General features: G+C 59.7%; 11 protein-coding genes. 10 read left to right on the top strand and 1 reads right to left on the bottom strand.

The window, feature by feature from the left end:
• Positions 1 to 270 precede the first annotated feature (270 nt).
• The 5 genes from K7A42_RS04805 to K7A42_RS04785 are packed head-to-tail and all read left to right on the top strand — an operon-like array spanning position 271 to position 5,700.
• Positions 271 to 1,293, top strand: coding sequence for a UDP-glucuronic acid decarboxylase family protein (locus K7A42_RS04805; RefSeq protein ID WP_006698573.1), 1,023 nt, complete (start codon positions 271 to 273; stop codon positions 1,291 to 1,293).
• A 1-nt stretch (position 1,294) separates the two neighbouring features.
• Positions 1,295 to 2,278, top strand: a complete 984-nt coding sequence (galE, locus tag K7A42_RS04800; protein WP_045535103.1) for a UDP-glucose 4-epimerase GalE — start codon at positions 1,295 to 1,297, stop codon at positions 2,276 to 2,278.
• Entirely contained in the window at positions 2,275 to 4,206 is a 1,932-nt protein-coding gene (locus K7A42_RS04795) for a glycosyltransferase family 2 protein (protein WP_045535105.1), read from the top strand. Before galE ends, K7A42_RS04795 begins: the two co-directional genes overlap by 4 nt.
• Positions 4,207 to 4,220: 14 nt before the next feature.
• The gene (locus K7A42_RS04790; RefSeq protein WP_034498547.1) at positions 4,221 to 4,724 is read left to right on the top strand and encodes a DUF995 domain-containing protein; all 504 of its coding nucleotides are present in this window, start codon (positions 4,221 to 4,223) and stop codon (positions 4,722 to 4,724) included.
• A 13-nt stretch (positions 4,725 to 4,737) separates the two neighbouring features.
• The gene (locus K7A42_RS04785; RefSeq protein WP_004438632.1) at positions 4,738 to 5,700 is read left to right on the top strand and encodes a glycoside hydrolase family 26 protein; all 963 of its coding nucleotides are present in this window, start codon (positions 4,738 to 4,740) and stop codon (positions 5,698 to 5,700) included.
• Between the two features lie 53 nt (positions 5,701 to 5,753).
• Here the strand turns inward: K7A42_RS04785 and K7A42_RS04780 are convergent, their stop codons facing one another.
• The gene (locus K7A42_RS04780; RefSeq protein WP_416220897.1) at positions 5,754 to 6,935 is read right to left on the bottom strand and encodes an AGE family epimerase/isomerase; all 1,182 of its coding nucleotides are present in this window, start codon (positions 6,933 to 6,935) and stop codon (positions 5,754 to 5,756) included.
• Positions 6,936 to 7,272: 337 nt separating this feature from the next.
• Between K7A42_RS04780 and bcsN the strand changes: the two genes are divergently transcribed.
• From bcsN to K7A42_RS04755, 5 genes are all read left to right on the top strand, one after another.
• Entirely contained in the window at positions 7,273 to 8,262 is a 990-nt protein-coding gene (bcsN, locus tag K7A42_RS04775) for a cellulose biosynthesis protein BcsN (protein WP_174151592.1), read from the top strand.
• A gap of 67 nt (positions 8,263 to 8,329) precedes the next feature.
• A complete protein-coding gene (gene bcsA / locus K7A42_RS04770; RefSeq protein WP_022563664.1) occupies positions 8,330 to 10,519 on the top strand; it encodes a UDP-forming cellulose synthase catalytic subunit in 2,190 nt (729 codons plus the stop codon).
• Complete coding sequence (locus tag K7A42_RS04765; RefSeq protein ID WP_045534532.1) at positions 10,516 to 13,005, top strand: cellulose biosynthesis cyclic di-GMP-binding regulatory protein BcsB; 2,490 nt, start codon at positions 10,516 to 10,518, stop codon at positions 13,003 to 13,005. The genes bcsA and K7A42_RS04765 overlap by 4 nt, the downstream gene beginning before the upstream one ends.
• Positions 13,002 to 14,057: a glycosyl hydrolase family 8 gene (locus tag K7A42_RS04760; RefSeq protein WP_045534530.1), complete on the top strand. Its 1,056-nt coding sequence runs from the start codon at positions 13,002 to 13,004 to the stop codon at positions 14,055 to 14,057. The genes K7A42_RS04765 and K7A42_RS04760 overlap by 4 nt, the downstream gene beginning before the upstream one ends.
• A complete protein-coding gene (locus K7A42_RS04755; RefSeq protein WP_045534528.1) occupies positions 14,048 to 16,375 on the top strand; it encodes a cellulose synthase in 2,328 nt (775 codons plus the stop codon). Before K7A42_RS04760 ends, K7A42_RS04755 begins: the two co-directional genes overlap by 10 nt.
• Positions 16,376 to 16,382 lie beyond the last annotated feature (7 nt).

Here is a 16,382-nt window from a genome sequence, read left to right as displayed (position 1 = left end):
AAGAAAGGCATAATGGAGGCGTAGTTAAAAAGTATTAAATCAAAGGGCTATTTTGAGTAATTTTGGGTAATCAATTGTAATATTTCGATAAATTGAAGTTGACCTGTTTTTGCCTGCGCTTATCATGAAAGTGGAAATTTATCGGATGTGAATATTAAAACCTCAGGAAGAAGAAAAAATAGAGGGATGATATTCAGATAGCGTCAAATGGAGAGTTTAATTCACTTAGTTGAATCGGCTGTGCTGATTCACCGTGGGGAGGTGTGTGTTATGCGTAATTTCGTTCCCAACGAACATGATAACGGCGTTACCATTTACTCAGATTGGAAACCCGGGCAACGGGTACTCGTTAATGGTGGCGCCGGTTTCCTGGGCTCCCATCTCTGCGAGCGGTTGCTGAGCAGCGGTCACGAGGTGATCTGTCTCGATGATCTTTCGACCGGCCGTACCGCGAATGTGGAGCATTTGCGGAACAATAAGCGGTTTCTGATGGTCGAGCACGATGTGCGCAAACCCTATGACATCGATGTTTCGCTGATCTTCAACTTTGCCTCTCCGGCTTCGCCGCCTGATTATCAGCGCGATCCCGTCGGTACCCTTCTCACCAATGTACTCGGCGCAGTCAATGTGCTGGAAGTCGCGCGCAGATGCGGTGCTACCGTGGTGCAGTCCTCGACCTCGGAAGTCTATGGCGATCCCCACGTCAATCCGCAACCGGAAACCTATTTCGGCAATGTAAATACAATCGGGCCGCGCGCCTGCTACGATGAAGGGAAACGCAGCGCGGAAACGCTGTTTTTCGATTATCACCGCACTTTCGGTGTCGATATCAAGGTCGGACGCATTTTCAACACTTACGGGCCGCGTATGCGCCCTGACGACGGCCGTGTGGTTTCGAACTTCATCGTTCAGGCGCTGAAGGGGGACGACATCACCATTTACGGTGATGGCAGCCAGACCCGTTCTTTCTGCTATGTCGATGACCTGATCGATGGCTTCCTGCGCTTCTCGGCCAAACCGAAAGACTGCACCGGGCCGATCAATCTCGGTAATCCCACAGAAATTCCCGTGCGGCAGCTGGCCGACATTGTTATCCGGATGACAGGTTCTCGCTCGCGCATCGTCCATCTGCCTGCCGCGATCGATGATCCGCAGCAGCGTCGTCCGGATATTTCGCGGGCAAACGAGCTGCTGAAATGGCAGCCGCGTGTACCGCTCGAAATCGGCCTTGAAAGAACGATCGTCTATTTCGATGCGTTGCTGGCGGGCCGGAAAGTGGCGGAGGCCGTATGAGATGCCCCGCACAATCCTCGTCACGGGCGGGGCCGGATTCATAGGCAGCCACATCTGCAAGGCGCTGGCGCAATCCGGCTTCAAGCCCATAGCTTATGACAATCTATCGACCGGTCACGCGGATTCGGTCCGCTGGGGTCCCTTTATCGAAGGCGACATTCTGGATCGTGGTCTCCTGAAAGCCACGCTCCAGGAATTCTCGCCAGCCTTCGTTATTCATTGTGCCGCCAACGCTTATGTCGGCGAGTCCGTCGAGGATCCACGCAAATACTACCGCAACAATGTCGGCGGCAGTCTTTCGCTGCTGGACGCCTGTCTTGACCAGAATATCGGCGGACTGGTGTTTTCGTCCAGTTGCGCCACCTATGGCGTGCCGCCGCAACTGCCCATCCTTGAGGAGACGGCACAGACGCCGGTCAATCCTTACGGCCGCACCAAGCTGATCTTCGAGATGGCGCTAGACGATTATGCCGCCGCCTATGGTCTGCGTTTCGTTGCACTGCGTTATTTCAATGCCGCCGGTGCGGACCCGGATGGCGAGCTTTGCGAACGTCATGAACCGGAGACGCATCTGATTCCCCGTGCGCTGATGGCCGCTGCTGCAAGGCTGCCGCAACTCGATGTGTTCGGTGCCGATTACGATACCAGTGACGGTACCTGCATTCGCGATTATATCCATGTCAGTGACCTGGCCGATGCCCATGTTGCCGCGGTCAACTATCTTGCCGATGGCGGCGAGACGTTGCGTGTCAATCTCGGCTCCGGTCACGGCACATCGGTCGGTGACATCATTCGGGCAATCCATCGCGTGACGGGGCAGGAAGTCCCTGTTCATTTCGGCGCACGGCGCGCAGGAGACCCTCCGGCGCTCTTTGCCGATATAGAACGCGCACGGCAGACGCTCGGCTTTGCGCCCAGACGCTCCGATATAGACACTATCATCCGCACGGCCGGTCCCGGTTTTGGACTGGAGGTGCTGTCATGACGATGCGCTCCACGCCCTCAGTCGCATCCCCCCGCGCCGCTGCAGGCGTGTTGCGGATGCTGCCGATCTTTACAGGCTGGAACCGCCTTGCCTACCTGCTTGGCATCGGTGGCTGGCTGGTGACGCTCGCCTATTTCTGGATCTGGTGGCTCGATCGAGATCGCGTCATCGACTGGCCCTACTACTCCGTGGTCACGTTGGCGCTGGCGTGGATCACGCTTCTGCCATCCTATTTCATCTTCATATTTCTCAACGCGAGGGTTGTTGACCCGCGCTCGCCTCTGCCGCGGGGCAGGGTGGCGATGGTGGTCACCAAAGCGCCGTCGGAACCTTTCGCGGTAGTGGAAAAGACACTGCTGGCCATGCTGGAGCAGAAGGGTCTGGAGTTCGACGTCTGGCTTGCCGATGAAGCCCCGGATGCGGAAACGTTGAAATGGTGTGGCGCGCACGGCGTTTTCGTTTCCACCCGACAGGGCATTGCCGAGTATCACCGCAAGACCTGGCCGCGGCGCACGCGCTGCAAAGAGGGCAATCTCGCCTATTTTTACGACCGTTACGGTTACGAGCGTTATGATTTTGTCGCCCAGTTCGATGCGGATCACGTGCCGGAACCCGACTATCTGAGCGAGGTAATCCGTCCCTTTGCCGATCCGAGGATTGGATATGTGTCCGCCCCAAGCATTTGCGACGCCAATGCCAATGAAAGCTGGGCCGCACGCGGCAGGCTTTATGCTGAAGCAAGCCTGCATGGTGCGCTCCAGCTGGGATACAATAATGGCTGGGCGCCGCTTTGCATCGGCTCGCATTACGCCGTGCGCACGAAGGCTCTTAGGGAGGTGGGCGGCCTCGGGCCGGAGCTTGCCGAAGATCATTCCACCACGCTTTTGATGAATGCCGGCGGCTGGCGCGGCGTCCACGCCGTCAATGCTATCGCCCATGGCGACGGGCCGGTGACCTTTGCCGATCTCATCGTGCAGGAGTTCCAGTGGTCGCGCAGCCTTATGACCATTCTGCTGCAGTATTCACGGCATTACGTGCCGAAGCTGCCCGCGCGACTGAAGTTCCAGTTCCTGTTTTCGCAACTCTGGTATCCGCTGTTCTCCGGCTTCATGGCTCTGATGTTCGTGCTTCCGGCCGTGGCGCTGGTGAAAGGCCATGTGCTGGTCAACGCATCCTATCCGGCGTTTCTGGCGCATTTCCTTCCGGTTTCGCTGATTATGATCGTGTTTGCTTTCTTCTGGCGGGCCACGGGCGCGTTCCGTCCGCATGATGCGAAGCTCTTCAGCTGGGAGGCCATGGTGTTCCTGTTCCTGCGCTGGCCGTGGTCGCTTATGGGTGTGCTGGCGGCCATACGTGACACGATCCGTGGCGATTTCGTCGATTTCCGCATCACACCCAAGGGCACGCAGGCAAAACCGCCGCTGCCGCTGCGGGTAGTCGCACCATACACGGTCCTCGCGGCACTCAGCCTTCTTGCCATGGTTCTGGCGCCGCGCCAAAACGGCGCGGAGGGGTTCTTTATCTTCGCTGCCATCAATGTGGCGATCTATGCGGGCCTGTCGGTGTTCCTGCTCATCCGCCATGCAGTGGAAAACGGTTTGCCGAAGCTGCCGGCCCTGCGCGGCGGCGCAAGTGCTGCCGCCTGTTCCTTGCTGCTGGTGGCCGGAAGTGCTGCGGAGCTCAGCTCCCATGCGATTGGTGGGCTGGAAGCTCTCTCGCATGGACAACCCTATGTCAGTTTTACCGAAACACGGTTCACGGTCGCAGGTGCGGGCGCGGAAGGTGCGAGGTCGGTGCGTCTGAAACTGCGCATTGCACTGCCTGGACTGCGCGGGCCGGAGGAAATGCAGGCAGAACCAATCGTTGCGCCGCCTCCGGCGGTGGCAACCGGAGAGATCATGCTGGCCGACAATAGGGTCGGACAATGAAGGAGGAGGCTGTGATGAAAACAACAATAAGCACATGCGGATTCTCCGCTTTCGTACTCTGTCTTGCGGTGGTCGCGCCAAGCGTCGTCCATGCTGCAGGCGGCACGAAGACGCCGAAGCCGCTCAGAACCAGCGAGGTCGTGGAGATGTATTTCGACAAGACCTGGAAATGGGATACGGGCGGCGGGCGCTTCATCGCCGACGGCCGTAAATTCATCGCTGCAACGGAAGAAAAGGGCAAGAAGTCCATCGGTGAAGGCCGCTGGACTGTCGATGCCAATGGCACATTGTGCATGCGCGCCACCTGGAAAGCCGAGGCGGGAAGCGGCAAGGCCGATACCTGCTTCGACCATGGCCGCATCGGCAAGGTGCTCTACCAGCGCAAACAGGGCGGGCAATGGTACGTGTTCCGGCACAATCCGCCCCGCCCTGGCGATGAATTCCTCAAGCTCGTCCGCAAGGACGATGTCACGCCGCAGATCGCCGCCTACGACAAGGCGATGACGGCAACAAGGTAAGGAGTAAGGTGTCATGCAGATAACAAGACGAACACTTCTGTTCGCGAGTGGTGCCGCCGCAGCCTTTACCGCCGGAATGTATCCGGTGCTCAAGCTCGACGCGCAAGGGGTCGCCCCCATGACCTCGACGGGCATGAAGACGCTTGCCGACAAAAGACCGACATTGCATGCGGACGGAATACGTTTCGGCGCATATGATCCGCACGGCGATTTCACCGGCCAGTCCGGGGTGGCGACGGAACACCTGTTCTTGCCCTGGGAAGACGTGGATCTCGATAGTCTCGCACTTGCGGATGCCTACGCCCTGGAGCGAAAGCGCAATGTGATGATCACGGTCGAACCCTGGTCGTGGGACGTCAACTGGCGCCTCTCTTCAGACGAGTTGCGCCGCAAGGTTCTGAGTGGCGATTACGATAAGAACATGCAGGCGATCGCCGCACGCATGTCGGCCATGAAGAGCCCGCTGATCCTGCGCTGGGGGCAGGAAATGGAAGACACGACCGGCCGCTTCTCGTGGTCGGGCTGGAACCCGCGTGATTACATCACCGCCTATAAGCGCGTGGTGGATATGACGCGCAAGGCTGTTCCCGGTGTGAAAGTGATGTGGTCACCGAAAGGTCTGGATGGTTTGCGGGCCTATTATCCCGGTGACAATTACGCCGATCTGGTCGGTCTGTCGGTGTTCGGTCTCGAAGATTACGACAAGATCGAATATGGCGCGCCGAAGACCTTCACGGATCTGCTGCGCAAGGGCTACGGACTCGTCGAGACCTTCGACAAACCAGTCTGGGTCGCAGAACTGGGTTATGAAGGCAGCGATTCCTACGTTCGCCCGTGGATGAACGACGTGACGCTGAAACAGGCGGATTTTCCAAAGCTGGAAGAAGTCGTCTACTTCAATGACAAGGACGTTCATGCCTGGCCGCACAATCTCGGCAGACCTGACTGGCGCGTGGTGCGTCCGGCCAAGGTTTGACCGGTATCAAAACCGGCGAGCGGCGATGCCGCTCGCCCGGTAAGTGACGTTCCTCACCCTGCTGCCAGCACCGCCTCGGCCTCATAGATGGCGCAGACGATGTGATAAAACGTGCTTGCCGGCGCTGGTTCGTCGAGCATCGGCCGGTCCGCCGGCCATTTGTCGAACCACAGGCCCTTGACCGGCGTGTCAAGGAAAGGCTGCAGCGCGCCGATGGCGCTCAGACCAGAGGCAAGGTAACGCTGCCGCTCCTCGCCATCAGTCACACTGGCAAGCCGCACCGCCGCCTTCAGCCATTCCGTCTGCGGCCATAGTCGCGCAAGCCCGTCACGCATCGAAAAATCGTCGTAAAGGCTCATTACCGCCACCTTCCGGCGCGGGCAGATGCCGTAGGCCTCGCCGATCTCGAACAGGCGTTTTGCCTTCCTGATCGCTTCTTCGTTTCCACGCAGGCTGCCCCAGCGCACCAGAAGCCAGGCCCATTCGAACTGGTGGCCCGGCTCCATGATCCGGCCCTTCTCCCCCTCGTAGGGCGTCCAGTCATGGGCGAAGAATTCGCGCAGGCCGCCATTGCCGTCATCGATGAAGCGGGAAAGTGCGAGGCCGGCAATCTCGTCCGCCAGCGCCGACCACGGGCCGTCACGATCCTGTTCTTCCCAGGCCAGCATCGCTTCGAAAAGATGCATATGCGGATTGGAGCAAAGCGGAGTGCGCGGCGGGTTCGCCTCCTCGAAGCCGGCGATGGGATGTCTGTAGTCGCGCTCGAGAATGGCAAGGATTTCGAGCGCGCGGCTGCGCATCTCATTCCTCCGCTCGGGAAGGATCGCAGCTGTCTGTGCTGCGGCGAAAAGCGCAAAAGCCTGGTTGTAGAGATCGAAGGAGGGGTCGATCAGTTTTCCGGTCTGGTCGGCCAGGTTGCCGTAAAGGCCGTTTTCAAGGCGATAGACCTTCTCGAACCAGGACAGCCCGTGCAACACTGCGTCTTTCCAGGGTCCGTGCCAGCCATGCTGGCCGGCGGCGGCATAACAATAAGCCTGGCGCGGCTGGACGCGGGCGCGGCGGTCATCGGAAAAAACCGGTTTCGCATCCTGACCGAGCCGCTCGTAAAAGCCGCCATCCGGCCGGGCTGACCCCGCCTCCCACCACAATGGAAGGGCATCCTCGTCAAGCCATTTGCGTAATGTTCCGATCTCCTCGGCAAGTGTCTGCGCGATACTCGGAAATTGCATGGTCATGCGGTAACTCTCTGTTTTTACAGTTGAATAAATTGAGATCAATAAAAATACGTAACTATGGAGGCAAATAGACCATGTGGCATATTGCGCTGCAACCGCAAAAATTATCGATCTGACGCAAAGCCAACCCGCAGCGGCGTGATTGGTTCCACCTTTTTGCCCTTCGCCAATGGCAGCGAAAAAGCGATTCGCACGCCATAAACTATCAGAAATTACAACGGAAATTTGCGATTGCTTATTCGCAGTCCTCACGTATTTCGTAACAATGGTCTGGTCATTGGTGATTCGGTTTCCTTTTAATCTGGGCGGCGTCGGGGAAAAAAAGGGGCGAAGGGCAGTGAAATTTTCTGCCTATACTTCATTGCTGTTTTCCATTGCGGTTCTTTCTGGCTGCAATACTCCCGCGGGCGTTCGGTCGTTCGGCGGGACGCAGCTTCTGTCACCCTCCGAAGCGCTGATTTTTCCGCCGCCTGGCGGTCCCGAAATCGTTACCGTCGTCAGCCGTACTTATTCCAACGCCGTGGCGCAGCAGGTCATATTGCGTTCCGAGGCTGCTACGCCGGGACAGAATTATCTCAAGGCGGAGTTCTTCGGTCCGCAGCAGGCGGGCGATACAGATTTCGATTCCCTGGCGTTCACCGGTTTCAGGGCTTCCTCCCTCGCACGGGAAATCCGTGCGGAATTTCCCGGTGAAACTATCGCCATGTCGGCAAATTACCTGCAGAACAGTTACGGCGCGTTTTCCTATGCCGCTGGCAAGGGACGTGGTGAGGATACCTGCCTTTATGGTTGGCAGGATATACGTTCCCCCGAAAGCATGCGGCAGGATTTCCGCAATCTGGGGCGCATCAAGGTGCGGCTACGCCTCTGTCAGTCCGGCGCAAGCGTCGAGCGGCTTCTGGCGGTGATGTATAATTATACCATCACCGGGACTTATGCCTCGCCAAGCTGGAACCCCTACGGCACGCCGCAGGCGGTGGACAAAAATCTCGGCCGTCCCGGCAATCCGGTCTATCCGATAAAGTCGGAAGAGGTGCCGATGCGCCCCGGCGGCGAGGTGACCGCCAGCGTGCCGGTCCGGCCGGTTCGTCGTGCGGCGGCCACTGCCCCGGTTCAGCCGGAACAACAGCCGCTGCCGCCCGTTGCAGCAGTTAACATTCCTTCGCCGGTATCAGCGGGTGCGTCGGGTCAGCCTGCGGTGACGGCCCCGCGCGCCGCCGGCGGTGGGGCAGTCACAGGCCAACAGCAATCATCGGGCGTACCGCAGGTGTCCATTCCCTCGCCATCGTGCCTTTCCGGTTCGGGGGCGGGCCAGGGATGCAGATGATGGCGGGGACGAGAGCGGAGATGCCGGGCCGAAATTCCGGATGGGGACAAGAACGGAAAGTTTCTGGATGAACAAGGCCATCACAATCATTGTCTGGTTGCTTGTGTCGCTTTGCGTTCTGGCCATCATCACGATGCCGGTCAGCTTGCAGACCCACCTGGTCGCAACAGCAATCTCGCTTATTCTCCTCGCAACGATCAAGGGCTTCAACGGGCAGGGGGTCTGGCGGCTGGTGGCCCTCGGTTTCGGTACGGCCATCGTGCTTCGTTACGTCTACTGGCGCACGACAAGCACGTTGCCGCCGGTCAATCAGCTTGAGAACTTCATTCCCGGTTTTCTGCTCTATCTGGCGGAAATGTATAGCGTGGTGATGCTGGCGCTCAGCCTTGTCATCGTGTCCATGCCGCTGCCGTCGCGCAAGACCAGGCCCGGCTCGCCCACATACCGTCCGACAGTGGATGTCTTCGTGCCCAGTTACAACGAGGATGCGGAGCTTCTGGCCAATACGCTGGCGGCGGCCAAAAACATGGATTATCCGGCGGACCGCTTCACGGTCTGGCTGCTGGACGATGGCGGCTCGGTTCAGAAGCGCAATGCCGCCAATATTGTCGAAGCGCAGGCCGCGCAGCGCCGCCATGAAGAGCTCAAGAAGCTCTGCGAAGACCTCGACGTGCGTTATCTGACGCGCGAGCGCAATGTCCACGCCAAGGCCGGAAATCTCAATAACGGCCTTGCCCATTCGACCGGCGAACTCGTCACGGTCTTCGACGCCGACCACGCGCCCGCGCGCGACTTCCTGCTGGAAACCGTTGGTTATTTCGAAGAAGACCCGCGGCTGTTCCTGGTGCAGACGCCGCATTTCTTCGTCAATCCCGATCCGATCGAGCGCAATCTGCGAACCTTCGAGACGATGCCGAGCGAAAATGAGATGTTTTACGGCATCATCCAGCGCGGTCTCGACAAGTGGAACGGCGCCTTCTTCTGCGGTTCCGCCGCCGTACTGCGGCGCGAGGCCCTGCAGGATACCGAAGGTTTCAGCGGTGTCAGCATCACGGAAGATTGTGAAACGGCCCTCGCACTGCATTCCCGCGGCTGGAACAGCATCTATGTGGACAAGCCCCTGATTGCCGGGTTGCAGCCGGCCACTTTCGCAAGCTTCATCGGTCAGCGCAGCCGCTGGGCACAGGGCATGATGCAGATCCTGATTTTCCGCCAGCCCCTGTTCAAGCGTGGCCTCACATTCACACAGCGCCTCTGCTACATGTCCTCGACGCTGTTCTGGCTATTTCCGTTTCCGCGCACGATCTTCCTATTTGCGCCGCTGTTCTATCTTTTCTTCGACCTGCAGATATTTGTGGCCTCGGGCGGCGAGTTTCTAGCCTATACGGCGGCCTACATGCTCGTGAACCTCATGATGCAGAACTATCTCTACGGCAGTTTCCGCTGGCCGTGGATATCGGAACTCTACGAATATGTGCAGACGGTTCACCTCCTGCCCGCCGTCGTTTCGGTGATCTTCAATCCGGGCAAGCCAACCTTCAAGGTCACGGCGAAGGATGAATCCATCGCTGAGGCGCGACTCTCGGAAATCAGCCGGCCGTTCTTCGTGATTTTCGGATTGCTGGTGGTGGCGATGATCTTTGCCGTCTGGCGTATCTACAGCGAGCCCTACAAGGCGGATGTCACGCTCGTGGTCGGCGGCTGGAACCTGCTGAACCTCATCTTCGCCGGTTGCGCGCTGGGGGTGGTTTCTGAACGCGGCGACAAGTCCGCCTCGCGGCGCATCACCGTGAAGCGGCGCTGCGAGGTCAAGCTTGAGGGCAGCGACACCTGGGTGCCGGCCTCCATCGACAATGTTTCCGTCCACGGTCTGCTCATCAATCTATTCGATAACGCAACCACGGTCCAAAAAGGCGAGACTGCGATCGTCAGGGTCAAACCCCACAGCGAGGGCGTGCCGGAAACGATGCCTCTCAATATTGTGCGGACGGTGCGAGGCGAGGGGTTCATTTCGATCGGCTGCACCTTCTCCCCGCAGCGGGCCGTCGATCACCGCCTTATCGCCGACCTGATTTTTGCCAATTCTGAGCAATGGAGCGAGTTTCAGCGTGTGCGACGCAGGAACCCCGGTCTCATTCGCGGTACGGCGACCTTCCTGGCAATATCGCTCTTCCAGACGCAGCGTGGTCTCTTTTATCTGGCGCGCGCGCTGCGGCCGGGTTCCAAGGCCGTCAAACCTGCTGGAGCCGTAAAATGACCGGCCGCGGACCTATCAGGCAGTCGCTGACAGTGATGATCTGGGGTGCAGTCGCGACGAGCGCCATTGCGCAGTCATCCCCCTTCGACATGTCGCCGGAGAGGCCGGCCCAGACCGCGCCAAAGCCCGCGGAGCCGCCCGCCATTTCTCCGGTGGAACCGCGTCGTGAGCCGGAGGTCCCGACGCCGGTGCAGCCACCTGTTCCGCCACCCTTCGCGGCTAAGCCTGCGCCTTCCTCCGACGTGACGGCCCAACCGCCGCCGGTTCCCCCAGTGACCGTGCCCGCGCGCCGGGAAAGCATCTCACCCGGTTCCATGCCCGCCTCGTCTTCTTCAGCCGATGGCCGCCGCCGCTATATCCTTCCCTATGAAAAGCTCAGCCTTTCGGGCGAGATGGACCGGCGGCAATGGAGTATCTATCTGACGCCAGAGCAGGTGAATGCAGCCGTATCGCTGAATGTCGGTTATCAGAACGCGATCGTTGTTGCCCCGGAAAGCTCGAACTTTCAGGTCAGCGTGAACAATGTCGGGCTTGGGGCAGCGCGTATCGAGGCGCCGGACAGCCAGGGGAATATTTCCCTCAAAATTCCGCCCGGTGTCCTTCAGGTCGGCGCGAATGTCGTGTCGCTCGGGGTGCAGCAGCGCCACAGAACAGATTGCACGATCCAGTCCACTTATGATCTATGGACCGATGTCGATCCTGCAAATACCTTCATAGGCTTTAACGCCGATGTTGCAGGCAGTTTCGCCAACATCGACGACATCCAGGCGACCGGACCTGATGGCAAGGCGACGACGTCGATCGAAATCGTGGCACCGGCGCTCGGCAATCCGGCATTTGCGGATTCTCTCCTGCGTCTTTCGCAGGCGCTGGCGCTCAGAACCCAGATGCCGAACCAGACTGTCCGTTTTGTGACGGCCCCTCCCGTCGAAAGGAAAGCGGGAACGCTTTCGGTCCTCGTCGGCACGGCTCGGGAAATCGCCGGCATGGCCGGAACTTTGCCACCTGAAGCATCAGCGGGCGCTTTCGCAGGCTTCGGCAGCGCCGTCGCGGGCGGAGCGTCGCCGCTTCTCGTCACCGGTCCGACCCCCCAGGCGGTGCAAGCGGCGATAGAGACACTGTTTTCCTCGATCTCGCGAACACCGGGCGCTCAGCGAGCCACTTTTTCGACGCGCAGCTGGCACGCACCCGATGTGCCACTGATCATGTCGGACCGTCGGATCGCGCTTTCGGAACTCGGTATCGAAAGCAGCGAGTTCAGCGGCCGGCGTTTCCGCAATGAATTTTACATCGGCATGCCCGCCGATTTTTATGCGTCGGCCTATGGCGAAGCGTCGCTTCTCCTGGACGCAGCCTATTCTTCGCAGGTGTTGCCCGGCAGCCATGTCGACATCTATGTCAATGACCAGATCGCCTCCACCGTGCCGATCTCCAATAATGGCGGGGGTATTTTCAGACATCTGCCGATCAATGTGACAATGCGGCACTTCAAGCCCGGTCCGAACAAGGTGACCATTGAAGCGGTGTTGATGACGGCGCTGGATCAGGCCTGCGCACCGGGTGCGCCAGCGAGCGCAACGCCCCGTTTTGCATTGTTCGATACATCGGAAATTCATATTCCGGACTATGCGCAGATTGGTCGCAAACCCGATCTCGCTGCTATGGCTGGCGCCGGGCAGCCCTACCGCACTGGAACTACTCCCGTCGCCCTGTCTCTTGATCGTTTTGACACGGACACGATGTCGGCGGCGGCCACGCTCATCAGCCGGCTGGCGAGCGTGGCGGGGCATCCGATCGACATTGAGACCGTCGCGTCGCCATTGGTAATCGGCGACCGGGACGCGTTGTTCGTTGGTACGATCTCACAATTTCCGCAGGCTTTGATCAGCCAGTTCAACCTCGTTCCCTCCAGCCAGATCTCCTGGAAAGTGGGAGCCGGTGTTCAGCAGCCTGCGCAAAACAGTGAAAACCTCTTTAATGACTGGCGTGAACGGGTCGACGGCGGCATCTGGGAAGGACAGGTTTCGTCCTTTGAGGAATGGATGAAGCGCAACTTCGACCTGAGTTCGGATACATTGCGCTTCCTGCCTGCAGCCGAGCAGCCCTATGCGCCGCCTGCCAATGTCTCTTTCATGCTGGCCCAGGGACTGAGCCCTTCAGGTGAAGGGGTTTGGACGCTTGCAACCGCGCCAAGTTCGGGAGAGCTTTTGGAGGGCATGGCGGCGATGACGCGTGAAAACCGGTGGGGTGGCGTCACGGGGCGTGTCGCCGCTTACGACGCAGGTGCTGAAAAAATCGAGACCGTCGAAGTGGAACGGCCATATCTTTATAGCACGCGGCCATTTTCCTTCTCGAACTTCAGGCTGATTGCGGCAAACTGGCTGTCTTCTAACGTTCTCTCCTATTCATTGGCCTTCATTGGTTTCGTGTCGCTCCTCGGTCTCGCAACGTTTGCCATGCTGCGCATGATGGGGCGACATCGATGAAGAGCGGAATTTCGAAACTGGCCGGTGTTGTCGTCCTTTCCATCATGACGTTGCTGACAGCCGTTTCAGCGGGCCGCACCGCGTCGATCCCGCCGGAGGCATGGTCGGCCTATAAGAGTGCGTTTCTCGATCCCGGTGGCCGCATTATCGATACTGGCAACGGCAATATCAGCCACAGCGAGGGTCAGGGTTATGGCATGTGGCTTGCCGTGTTGTCCGACAGCCTCGCCGATTTCGAGCTGATCTGGAGTTTCACACGCACCGAACTGCTGGTGCGGGATGACGGACTGTCCGCCTGGAAATGGGATCCGCGCACACGTCCGCATGTGACCGATATCAACAACGCTACGGATGGCGATATCCTGATCGCCTATGCGCTGGCGCTGGCTGCCGGGCAATGGAATCGGCAGGATTACGCCGAGGCATCCACAGCCATGGCATCCGCCATCCTCAAAAAAACCGTGGTTCAACGCGCAGGGCGTTCGTTACTCCTGCCGGCTGCAACCGGTTTTGGCGAGGGGGACCGGGATGACGGTCCGGTGGTTAATCCGTCGTATCTGATATTCGAGGCCTTCCCGGTTCTCAATCTCGTCGCGCCGTCGCCGCTCTGGAAAGCGGTAGCCGATGACGGGGTGACGCAGATTGGTGCCTTTGCCTTTGGCGAGAGGAAACTACCGGCCGACTGGGTATCGGTGCGGACGCGAGCCCAGCCGGCATCGGGTTTCCCGCCGGAGTTCGGTTACAATGCGGTGCGCATTCCACTTTATCTCTCGCGGGCGAATATCGGCTCGCCCGAGCTGCTCAACCGGCTGAAGAACGGCATGACGCTGGAAAGCGGTGCGGCTGGCACTTTCGATCTGAAGAGCGGAGCGGTCAAGGATGTGCTGTCGGACCCCGGCTATCGCATCATTCCGGCGCTCGCGGCCTGTGTCGCAGGCGGGGTCGCCGTTCCGGAAGAACTGAAGAGCTTTCAGCCAACACTTTATTATCCTTCCACATTGCACCTTCTGGCATTGTCGTTTCTGGCAAGGAATAACGGGGAATGCCGATGAACAAGCCTTTATCGACTTCGGCCCTCATCCTGCTTCTAGTCGCGCTTGCCGCCTTCCACTGGCGTGACAGCATTCTCGGTCGCGTGTCGGACGTCCACACCTCCGCGGTGGGGGACAATCGCGCCGCGCAGCGGATATCTCCTGCGGCAAATCCGGCGCAAATCAACGCTTTTGTCAAGAATCGCGAGATGGCGCAGTTAGCGCAGTCCTCGACACCGCCGGTAACGGTGCCGGTAACCGAGCCGCGACCGGTGCCACAGACCGGCGCCCAGACCGTGCAAACACAGACGGCGCAGGCGCCTGCCGCGCGCGTGGCGGAGCCGGCGTCGGGTGATATGCCGGAAGTCGATCTCAGCGCATTGCGCTATTTCGCCGCGAGAGGCGATACGCAACGCCTTCAGGCCGAAATCGCGCGACTTCGCACGCTTTATCCAAACTGGACGCCACCGGCTGATCCGCTTGCTGTTCCGGAAAACGGCGATGCAAAGCTCGATGCCATGTGGCAGCTTTATACCGATGGCCGTTATGCCGAGGTCAGGAAGGCGATTGCCGACCGCCAGCAGACAGAGCCTGGCTGGCAGCCGCCGGACAACCTGACCGGCATGCTGTCTCTGGCCGAGGCGCGTCAGCGCCTCATCAACGCGTCTGACCTCAAGCAATATGCGACGGTGGTGGATACGGCCGCCAATAATTCCGGTCTGCTGACCTGCAGCGAGGTCGACGTTCTGTGGCGTGTTGCCGATGCCTTTGCCAATACGGACAGGATGGCACGGGCGCGCGACGCCTATCTCTACATTCTCAACAATTGCACTGTCGCAAGTGACAGGCTCGCCACTGTGCAAAAGGCATCCGCGCTGCTGCCGGCGGAAATGATGGGTGAGCTTCTGGCCAAGGAAAAGCCCGGCGCCGATGGACAGCTGGAATTCGAGCCGGTCAAGAACGATCTCGCGCGCCAGTTCGTGGCGAAGGCAGGAGAGAAAGAGGGGATCACCGTCCCTTCTGCCTATCTGATGCGGCTTGAACGGCTTGCCGAAACGGAAAAGCGCGCAAGCGACGCGCTGCTGCTCGGCTGGTACAATATTCGCCAGAAAAATATGGCAGAGGCCGAAAAGTGGTTCCGCAAGGCGCGAGAGGAAGAGGACAGCGCGTCGGCCTCGCAAGGGCTGGCGCTGGCGCTGATCGACCGCAACGAGCCGCGTGAAGCCGAGGACGTCATGTACAAATGGCGCGCGACATCCGACGATGCGCTCGCAACCTATCTTGCCGCAACCGCCAATCTTCTCGCGCTGGAGCCGCCCGTCGTGCTGCCGCCGGATGTATTGCAGCGCATTGCAGCGGAAACCGTCGCGCGCAAGGACGCGGCGACGGCACAACAGTTCGGCTGGTATTCGCTTGCGTTCCGTCAGAGCCAGCTCGCCTTGCAATGGTTCAGCACTGCGCTTGGCTGGAAAGCGGATGATGAGCCGTCTGCCTATGGCGTGGCACTGAGCTATCATGACCTGCGCAACCTCGCTGGCCTGCGGGGCATTCAGCAGCAATGGGCAGGTCGCTCGCAGCGTATTGCCGATGTGGGTACCGCACGCATGGTGGATCAGTCCGGCCAGCCGGTCGTGGCGGTAACCGCGCCGCCTCTCGCCACCGCCCCGCAGCAGACCGCGCCCGTGCCTCAAACGGCGCAGGGAGGGACGGTGACCTATGTTCAACCCGTCGTCCAGGCGCCTGAACCGTCACGCAAGCAGGCGAGACTGTCTTCGCCAGCGCAAAGAGCAAACAACACGGCTTCGCGTCCACGCTCTTGTGCCGCCTATCCTGATCCGCAGCGATTGCCGCCGCAGCAGGCGCTCGATCTCGGCTGGTGCCTGATGGAGACGAATAGACCGGCCGAGGCGCTGAAAGCCTTTGAAGCCGCCATTGCCGGCGGTCAGTCGAGCGTCAAAAGCGATGCGGCCTATGGTCAGAGCCTCGCCTATCTGCGCATGGGGCTGACGGACCATGCTGCGGTCTCGGCGACGAAATCGCGCATGGATCGTCCGCGAGCCACGGAGCTGCAGGTTTCGATCCTTGCCGATCGCGCGGTTTCCGCCTTCCAGTCGAAACGTTATGCCGAAACGCTTCTGCTCCTCGACCAGCGGGCTCGGCTGGCTGACGAGCGTGCTGATCTAATGGTGCTGCGCGGTTACTCCTATCTCGCCATGCGCCGTTATGGGGAAGCCGCCCAGATATTCGAAAGCCTCGCCTCCATCGGTAATCGCGATGGCATCAGGGGGCTCGCGGCAGTGCGCGCCGCCCGGCCGAGCAACGGTCCGCAAGGCGGTTGACAGCGGC

The organism is Agrobacterium sp. InxBP2 (assembly GCF_026191755.1).
Classification (GTDB): Bacteria; Pseudomonadota; Alphaproteobacteria; order Rhizobiales; family Rhizobiaceae; genus Agrobacterium; species Agrobacterium pusense.
Note: the sequence above shows the minus strand (reverse complement) of the source record. Positions and strands in the feature narration are given on the sequence as shown.

Coding starts and splice junctions, on each gene's coding strand:
- K7A42_RS04805 (WP_006698573.1), top strand. CDS start 271: ATGCGTAATTTCGTTCCCAACGAACATGATAACGGCGTTACCATTTAC.
- galE (WP_045535103.1), top strand. CDS start 1,295: ATGCCCCGCACAATCCTCGTCACGGGCGGGGCCGGATTCATAGGCAGC.
- K7A42_RS04795 (WP_045535105.1), top strand. CDS start 2,275: ATGACGATGCGCTCCACGCCCTCAGTCGCATCCCCCCGCGCCGCTGCA.
- K7A42_RS04790 (WP_034498547.1), top strand. CDS start 4,221: ATGAAAACAACAATAAGCACATGCGGATTCTCCGCTTTCGTACTCTGT.
- K7A42_RS04785 (WP_004438632.1), top strand. CDS start 4,738: ATGCAGATAACAAGACGAACACTTCTGTTCGCGAGTGGTGCCGCCGCA.
- K7A42_RS04780 (WP_416220897.1), bottom strand. CDS start 6,935: ATGACCATGCAATTTCCGAGTATCGCGCAGACACTTGCCGAGGAGATC.
- bcsA (WP_022563664.1), top strand. CDS start 8,330: ATGAACAAGGCCATCACAATCATTGTCTGGTTGCTTGTGTCGCTTTGC.
- K7A42_RS04765 (WP_045534532.1), top strand. CDS start 10,516: ATGACCGGCCGCGGACCTATCAGGCAGTCGCTGACAGTGATGATCTGG.
- K7A42_RS04760 (WP_045534530.1), top strand. CDS start 13,002: ATGAAGAGCGGAATTTCGAAACTGGCCGGTGTTGTCGTCCTTTCCATC.
- K7A42_RS04755 (WP_045534528.1), top strand. CDS start 14,048: ATGCCGATGAACAAGCCTTTATCGACTTCGGCCCTCATCCTGCTTCTA.